This window comes from Pseudoalteromonas xiamenensis (genome assembly GCF_017638925.1).
GTDB lineage: Bacteria > Pseudomonadota > Gammaproteobacteria > Enterobacterales > Alteromonadaceae > Pseudoalteromonas > Pseudoalteromonas xiamenensis.
The window spans coordinates 2,839,548-2,847,500 of record NZ_CP072133.1 but is presented as its reverse complement, the minus strand read 5'-3'; the positions used below and the strand labels follow the sequence as shown (position 1 = coordinate 2,847,500).

Below are 7,953 nucleotides of genomic sequence, written 5' to 3'. Positions count from 1 at the left end.
TGTTAAAGAAATGCGATTCGTCATGTCTATGCTACTTAATTGTTTATGCTCTATATATGAAGACTGCGGTTTAAAAACCCAAGTAAATTCTACGAAACTTTAGATTGCTTTGAACGTTTAAACCCTCGATTTCTACTTCTACGTTGGCCTTGACGTTTGTAGGAAGATTCAGCCAGTCCACTAAATGACTGCATGGTACTTGAGTGGCTCGAATTCACAAGCCGGTAAAGCTCATCGGACAACTCCTCAATAAATTGCTGATAAGAGATTTCTCTTTTAGCCATACGACTTAAATTTGATTCCCACAAAGCCGTTCTATCTGGTAGAGATAAATCATCAGGTATCGAGTGAACTAACGCTCTGCCGAGCAAAGTAGAATGCAACTGCTTTCCCTTACGGACAACAAAATGCCGCTGAACTAATAAATCGATAATACCTGCTCTTGTTGCCTCTGTACCTAAACCATCAGTTTCTTTAAGGATGGCTTTAATATGGCTATTAGTAACAAACTTTGCGACGCCAGTCATGGCACTTAATAAAGAAGCATCCGTATAATGTTCAGGTGGAACTTCGTCATTTTTTCCAAGAGTTCCGCACCATGACAATGGAGAGCTTGCCCTTCAACCAGATTCGGTAAGGTTGTACTAGTCAATTCGGACTTAGCGTAAAGTCGCTTAAAACCAAGCTCTTTCTCCATTTTGTCTTTCGCAATAAAAATGCCACCAGCAATTTCGACATGCACCACCGTTTCGTCGAAAAGGTAAGGTCTAAAAAACTGCGCTAAGTATTGTCTACAAATAAGATAGTAAACATTGTTTTCAAAACTGGATAACGCCACCGCGGTTTTCTTTTCCGTTGGAATAATCGCATGATGCGCTTCCACCTTCTTATCATTCCAACAAGCACTACGTACAGAAAGGTCGGCAAAACTTGAATCATTACTGAGTTTATCTACATTATTTTTAATCGCGTCGACCACACCGAAACGCTGTTCAAAATGTCCCTCTGGTAAATAGCGATTGTCTGATCTCGGGTAAGTAATCAATTTATGCTTTTCATACAGACTTTGACAGGTGTCTAAAACTTGCTTTGCTGACAATCCGAACATTTTGTTTGCATCAATTTGCAACGCCGATAGGTTGTAAGGTAGCGGAGGGCTTTGCCTTTTTTCTTTTTTACTGAGTTTTTGTACAATGCCGATTTGGTCGGTAATGCGACTTACCACATTTTCCGCGAGTGCTTTCACGACGACTCGTTTTTCTTCGTCCATGTAAGGTAAACAGGCTTCACTAGGCTGCCATTTCGCTTTAAACCCTTCATTGGTATCTGTTGTTAAGCATGCAAAGACTTCATAAAATGGCTTTGAACAGAATCTTTCAATTTCTTCATCCCGCCGAACAATTAACCCAAGTACAGGCGTTTGCACACGACCAACAGATAGAACTTGAGAAGCTCCCTTCGTGCGCCCCAGTAAGGTGTATAAACGAGTTAGATTAATACCATACAACCAATCAGCTCGACTTCTCGCAAGCGCTGAAATACTTAATGCCGCATAATCGAGATTACTCTTGGGCTGTGACAGCGCGGCTTTTACTGCTGGTGCATTTAAATCACTGATAAGTACTCTCTGTACTGAGGATTTTTTGGTCGCTGAAACGTTTGCATAATTGATGACTTCATCAACCAGTAATTGCCCTTCCCTGTCGGGATCACCTGCATGAACGAGCGTGGATGCAGCCTTGATTAGCTTAGTCACAATACCTAGTTGTTTCTTAGTTTTACTTTTAGGTGAACTTCGCCATTCGCTGGGAATAATAGGTAGATGGGATAGATGCCATTTTTCGAATTGAGAGTCATAAACATGAGGCTCAGCTAATTCGAGCAAGTGACCGATACACCAAGTTACTCTTTCACCACTTCCAGATATGAAGTAGCCATCCTCCTTTTTATGAGGTTTAGGCAAAACAGAAATGATGGCTTTGGCAAGCGATGGTTTTTCGGCGATGTAGAGTTTCATGCTTCACTAACTGTATATATAAACAGTTAAATTATTGACCACTTTCGACCAAGAAGCGAGGATTTTAACTCAATGAGTTTATACTCTGACGACTGGGCCTGTCGTTTTTGAACGTTTGAATAAGAATAATATAGGCAGGTAACACACAACTAGCGTCGCGACGTTAACGAGCGGAAGTAAGGTTGTGTAGAGATAGTTACTAAAATGCAAATCCCATAGATGTCTATCTAACAATCGAAACAATTGAAGTACTGGAGCAACAACAACAACAAGCTGTCCGATAATACTTTGCCACATGTAGACTTTATCTTTCAGCGCGAGATACGCAATGGTACCCATCCAGCCAATATCCATGGCAGCCCAAAAAAGATAACGATAAACGTAAATGCCCCTATCAAACTCTTTTATTGAATCATGCAACACCGCACCAAAAACAAAAAAAGTCGCAGTGATAAGGGCAAATAGAAATGCTGGGCGATCTTTTCTTAGAACATAAAAAACAACAGCTGGGGCGAGAAATAGCAACCAACTGTTGTTTGTCATTTTGAGTATTTGCATGTACCACTCAGGCATTTTATTACACCTTCACTTCCATCGTTTATTTTGGAGGATCAGGATCGTTGTCGTCTCCGTTTCCATTGCCTGGCATGTAAGAATACTTATTCAATAACATGAGTCACCTCCTTCTCCAGAATACTACTATCTAAGCTAGTTCAAAGCTGGATGCAAATCAAGTAATCGCTTAGGGTTCTTGTCCAACTTTAATTGGATCTGATTCCGTTGGCTTGCCTTGTAATATTGAAATCTCAACTCGGCGGTTCCGCTTTCTGTCAATGTCTGTCACGTTAGGCACCAAAGGTCTTGTATCTGCATGACCAACCACCACCATACGGTTTTTGTCAAAACCAGACACCTTTTGCATTTCACTCGCAACCGCTACAGCTCGTTTGGCCGACAGATCCCAATTATTGGTGTAGAGGCTCGTTTGTGACTTGATAATCATCTGTGTGACCAGACACCGTGACTTCACCAGGCACATCTTTAAGCAAGTCGGCTATTTCCTGAATGATAGGCTTAAACTTAGGTTGTAAGAACGCACTTCCAGATGGGAACGAACCATTTTCTTGAATACGAATAATGATCTGTTGGCCAAGGGATTCGAGTCTCAATAGCCCCATCCATTATTTGCTCTTCAAGCTGTTGAGCTATTTTTTTTACCAACTCATTGATCTGTTCCTGCTCAGCGGCAGATACAGCTTGTGTCGATGCATTTTGTTGTGCCGTACTTTGTGATTCGCCACCACGCTTATTACCACGTTGCTCTTGACGGCCACCAGCAGAGGTTTCTTCACCTGCTTGGAATTCCAACATCTGTTGTGTCATTTCAACCGTCTGCTGTTGAATCGTTTCAATCGGCGTGGGATCTGGTTTACCAGGCGTAAATTCCATCGCAATAACGGATGTACCTTTTGGAATGTCTTTTACTTCAATTTTGTTTTGGACACCAAAAGCAAATTTCATAGAACCTGCTATTTGCTTGAACTTCAGCACGTCCATTTCAGAGAATGCCAATAACAAAACGAAGAAACACATTAACAAGGACATTAGATCGGCAAACGTCCCCATCCACGCGGGTAACCCGGGAGGCGGACATTTACAGGGTTTCTCGTCAGACATAAGCTTACCCTTCTGCTTCTGTCATTCGCTTAGATTCAGGTAAATAGTTTTTCAAAATACCTTCGATGACTTTTGGATTTTGTCCGTCTTGGATCCCCAAAACAGCATCAAGAATCAAACGCTGATTCATTTCCTCTTCGCCTTTACGAAGAGCTAGTTTTGTTTGAATTGGAATAGCAACTACGTTCGCAAGGAAAGCACCATATAGTGTCGTTAATAGCGCTACTGCCATCGCAGGTCCGATAGCTTTAGGGTCATCCATGTTAGAAAGCATCGCAACTAGACCGATTAGCGTACCTATCATGCCCATCGCAGGCGCGATATCACCAAGTGATTTGAACAACATCGCTCCAGCTTCATGTCGTTCTGCCGTCAAGGCAATGTCTTTTTGTAAGGTTGCGCGAACAACGTCTGCATCATGTCCATCCACCAACATGTCCACGCCTTTACGCATAAACTTATTTGGAATTTCTGCTTCTTCCAATGCCAAAAACCCGCCCTTACGCGCAGAATCAGCGAGTCTCAACCGCTTTTTCAATTAATTCTTCTGGCGATTCAATTTTAAACATGAACGCCTTACCCGCAACCTTACCGATACCGAAAAACTGTGCCATGGTAAAGTTAGAAAGTACGATGAATATCGAACCACCAAATACGATAACCGTTGAGGGGCCGTCGGCGAACATGCCCATAGCACCATCACTACTCATAAACATTGCCATGACGATTAAGCCGATGGCACCAACAAGGCCTATTACGGTTGCTAAATCCACATCCCCTCCGAGAAAACCATGAAATTATTATTAGCAGTTCTAATTACTTATGGGTGTAATTGCTAGATTTTAAGATTCTATCGGCAACTAACTGAATTACTTAAATCAATTATATTAAAAAGACCCTAAATTGCGAGGCTCTTCAATAAACAAAGCCATTTCACACTCATACATCTTTATTTATTTTACGGGGATTTCATGCAACTTATTTTGACCTAAGAAGCGATTCTCCCTAAAATTATGCTTTTGTTTCGCGCTGAAAGTAAGAACCCGTTATGGCTGTAAAAAAACCAGAAAATCTCAGTTTTGAGCAAGCGATGGATGAACTCGCGACGATTGTAACTGAAATGGAACAAGGCGACATGTCTTTAGACCACGCCTTAAAACAATTTGAACGTGGAATTGGTCTTGCGAATGCATCAGCCAGTAAACTAAAACAAGCGGAGCAAAAGGTTGCTATCTTAATGAGTAACGACCCGAATGCCGATGTCACGCCTTTTCAAGAAGCAGAATAAATAGTGACCTTAGAACAACATATAACTTCGGCACGAGACCGTGTCGAAGAATTCATTGCACATTACTTCAGTCAATCTTTAGCCACAGATAAACGTTTATCTGATGCAATGCATTACAGTCTGACCATTGGTGGTAAACGTTTACGGCCTTTTTTGGTTTATACGACGGGAGAAATGTACAATGCGAATCTCAATGACCTTGATGTACTGGCCGCCGCGATTGAATGCATTCATACTTATTCCTTGATTCACGACGACTTACCTGCAATGGATGACGATGCGCTTCGTCGCGGAAGACCTACGTGTCATATCGCCTTTGACGAAGCTACTGCCATTTTAGCTGGCGATGCACTACAAACACTCGCATTTGAATTAATCAGTAATCATCCGTTTGATGTACCCGCTGAGAATGTTCTAGCAATGTTCAAGGTACTGACAAAAGCAACCGGGATGCTTGGTATGGCCGGCGGTCAAGCGATGGATATTGCCGCAACGAATACTCCCATATCGCTCGCTCAACTTGAGTCTATTCATACGCTTAAAACAGGCGCATTGCTTCAAGCGTCGATTGAACTCGGTGCTTTATGTGGGCGAGATGTCCCCGAACAAGATCTCAAACATTTACGAGATTTTGGTCAAAAAATTGGCCTCGCATTTCAGGTGCAAGATGATATTTTGGACATCATTGGCGATACCTTTACTCTCGGTAAACCTCAGGGTTCGGATCAAGAATTAAATAAGTCGACTTACCCTGCTCATTTGGGTCTCGATGGGGCAAAACAGTTTGCCAACCAATTAGTTAATGAGAGCCTTTATGCGCTTGATGAGATGTCCAGAAACAGTGAAACGTTGAAACAACTCGCTCGCTTTATCATTGAGCGTGATCACTGATTGGATTGTTGACGAATTGATGACAATATTACGTAAATAAAGCAAACTACGAGTGGACAAACCACTCTGTGCGTTTAGCGAAGGACACATATCGATACCATGAAACTTGATAGTAGCAAGTACCCATTATTAACTTTAGTGGATGAACCACATCAACTACGTTCGTTGCCACAAGATAAATTACAGGCGCTCAGCAACGAGTTGAGGGATTACCTTCTTAACTCAGTTTCGCAAAGTAGTGGTCATTTAGCATCTGGACTTGGCACGGTAGAACTGACTGTTGCCCTTCATTACGTGTACAACACACCTGAAGACCGTTTGGTTTGGGACGTAGGTCATCAAGCCTATCCACACAAAATCTTGACTGGTCGACGCGAACAAATGCACTCAATTCGCCAAAAAGATGGATTACACCCTTTTCCTTATCGTGAAGAAAGCGCATACGACACGTTTAGTGTCGGTCACTCAAGCACATCTATTTCTGCCGCACTTGCGATGTCTATCGCTGCAAAAAAAGAAGACAAAGGCAGAAAAGTTGTCGCGGTGATCGGTGATGGTGCAATGACCGCAGGAATGGCATTTGAAGCAATGAACCATGCTGGTGACGTTAAATCAGACATGCTTATCATTCTGAACGACAATGAAATGTCTATCTCTGAAAACGTAGGTGCACTGAACAACCATTTTGCCCGAATTCTATCCGGTAGTTTTTACACCAATATTCGCGAAGGCAGCAAAAAACTCCTTTCTAGCATGCCGCCAGTTAAAGAATTGGCAAGCCGCATGGAAGAACACATTAAAGGTATGGTGATCCCTGGTACTTTTTTTGAAGAACTAGGCTTTAATTACATTGGACCAATCGACGGTCACGATATCAATATGCTGGTTGATACATTGCGTAACATGCGTAATTTAAAAGGTCCTCAGTTACTGCATATTAAAACGCAAAAAGGTAAAGGCTATAAACCAGCAGAAGCCGATCCTATCGGTTACCACGGCGTTCCTAAATTTGACCCGACGTTAGAAAGCTTGCCTAAATCAAAACCTGGCGCTCCAACCTTTTCTAAAGTTTTCGGTGATTGGCTTTGTGACATGGCCACTGAAGACAAACGTTTAATGGCCATCACACCTGCAATGCGTGAAGGTTCAGGAATGGTTCGTTTCTCAAAAGAGCATCCGTCACAATATTTTGATGTTGCGATTGCTGAGCAACATGCCGTTACATTGGGTGCTGGTTTTGCCTGTGAAGGCTTAAAGCCTGTTGTTGCAATTTACTCGAGTTTCTTACAACGCGCTTACGACCAACTGATCCATGATGTTGCATTACAAAATCTACCTGTATTGTTTGCAATTGACCGCGCCGGAATCGTCGGAGCAGATGGTGAAACGCACCAAGGTGCTTACGACTTGAGTTTCATGCGCTGCATTCCAAATATGGTGATTATGGCGCCTAGCGATACAAATGAATGCAGGCAAATGCTTTACACAGGTTACCACTGTGGCAAACCTGCGGCGGTTCGATACCCACGCGGTAGTGCGGGTACAGCGGAAATCCAGCAATCTATGACGAAGTTGCCAATTGGCAAAGCCAACGTTATTCGTTCAGGTAAAAACGTTGCGATATTAAACTTTGGTACACTTCTAGGCTATGCAAAACCTGTTGCCGATGAACTGGATGCGACATTAGTAGACATGCGTTTTGTTAAGCCTCTCGATACGGAGTTACTCGACGAATTAGTTTTGAGTCATGACCGCTTTATCACATTAGAAGATAACGCTATTACCGGTGGTGCTGGCAGTGCAGTCAGTGAATATTTCGCGTTGAAAGGCTATACGAAACCAGTGAAACACATTGGTATCCCAGATGAGTTTATCAAACACGGAACGCAAGAAGAAATGTACGCGGAGCTTGGTCTTGATTCAGATGGAATTCTAGCCCAAATCAAATCGCTTTAAAAAGGAGCCTTCGGAGCTCTTTTTTATTTTCTACATCTGTATATCCATCCCACTTAGCTAAATCAACGCTTAATTATTGGCTTGCTTCAGTAACATTATTGCCATAGGGTAAAGAATATTCATT

5 protein-coding genes and 3 pseudogenes (1 of these 8 cut by a window edge) are annotated in these 7,953 nt (G+C 42.4%); 3 read left to right on the top strand and 5 right to left on the bottom strand.

The window, feature by feature from the left end; translation table 11 throughout:
• The 5 genes and pseudogenes from J5O05_RS13660 to pomA form a co-directional block, all read right to left on the bottom strand.
• Positions 1-24: the beginning of a tetratricopeptide repeat protein gene (locus J5O05_RS13660; RefSeq protein ID WP_208842548.1), read on the bottom strand. The gene continues 828 nt to the left of window position 1, outside the view; the window shows 24 of its 852 coding nt (coding positions 1-24); its start codon is at positions 22-24; its stop codon lies off the left edge, out of view.
• A gap of 65 nt (positions 25-89) precedes the next feature.
• Positions 90-2,017: pseudogene (locus tag J5O05_RS13655) on the bottom strand (DNA topoisomerase III).
• Positions 2,018-2,095: 78 nt separating this feature from the next.
• On the bottom strand, positions 2,096-2,590 hold the full coding sequence (locus J5O05_RS13650) for a hypothetical protein (protein WP_208842546.1): 495 nt from the start codon (positions 2,588-2,590) through the stop codon (positions 2,096-2,098).
• Positions 2,591-2,759: 169 nt separating this feature from the next.
• Positions 2,760-3,694: pseudogene (locus J5O05_RS13645) on the bottom strand (flagellar motor protein MotB).
• A 4-nt stretch (positions 3,695-3,698) separates the two neighbouring features.
• Positions 3,699-4,467, bottom strand: a pseudogene (pomA, locus tag J5O05_RS13640) (flagellar motor protein PomA).
• Positions 4,468-4,742: 275 nt separating this feature from the next.
• On the opposite strand from pomA, the gene J5O05_RS13635 reads away from it, so the two are divergent.
• The 3 genes from J5O05_RS13635 to dxs all read left to right on the top strand — a co-directional run bounded on the left by J5O05_RS13635 (position 4,743) and on the right by dxs (position 7,829).
• The gene (locus J5O05_RS13635; RefSeq protein WP_208842544.1) at positions 4,743-4,982 is read left to right on the top strand and encodes an exodeoxyribonuclease VII small subunit; all 240 of its coding nucleotides are present in this window, start codon (positions 4,743-4,745) and stop codon (positions 4,980-4,982) included.
• Positions 4,983-4,985: 3 nt separating this feature from the next.
• On the top strand, positions 4,986-5,873 hold the full coding sequence (gene ispA / locus J5O05_RS13630) for a (2E,6E)-farnesyl diphosphate synthase (protein WP_208842543.1): 888 nt from the start codon (positions 4,986-4,988) through the stop codon (positions 5,871-5,873).
• Positions 5,874-5,972: 99 nt separating this feature from the next.
• On the top strand, positions 5,973-7,829 hold the full coding sequence (gene dxs / locus J5O05_RS13625) for a 1-deoxy-D-xylulose-5-phosphate synthase (RefSeq protein WP_208842541.1): 1,857 nt from the start codon (positions 5,973-5,975) through the stop codon (positions 7,827-7,829).
• Positions 7,830-7,953 lie beyond the last annotated feature (124 nt).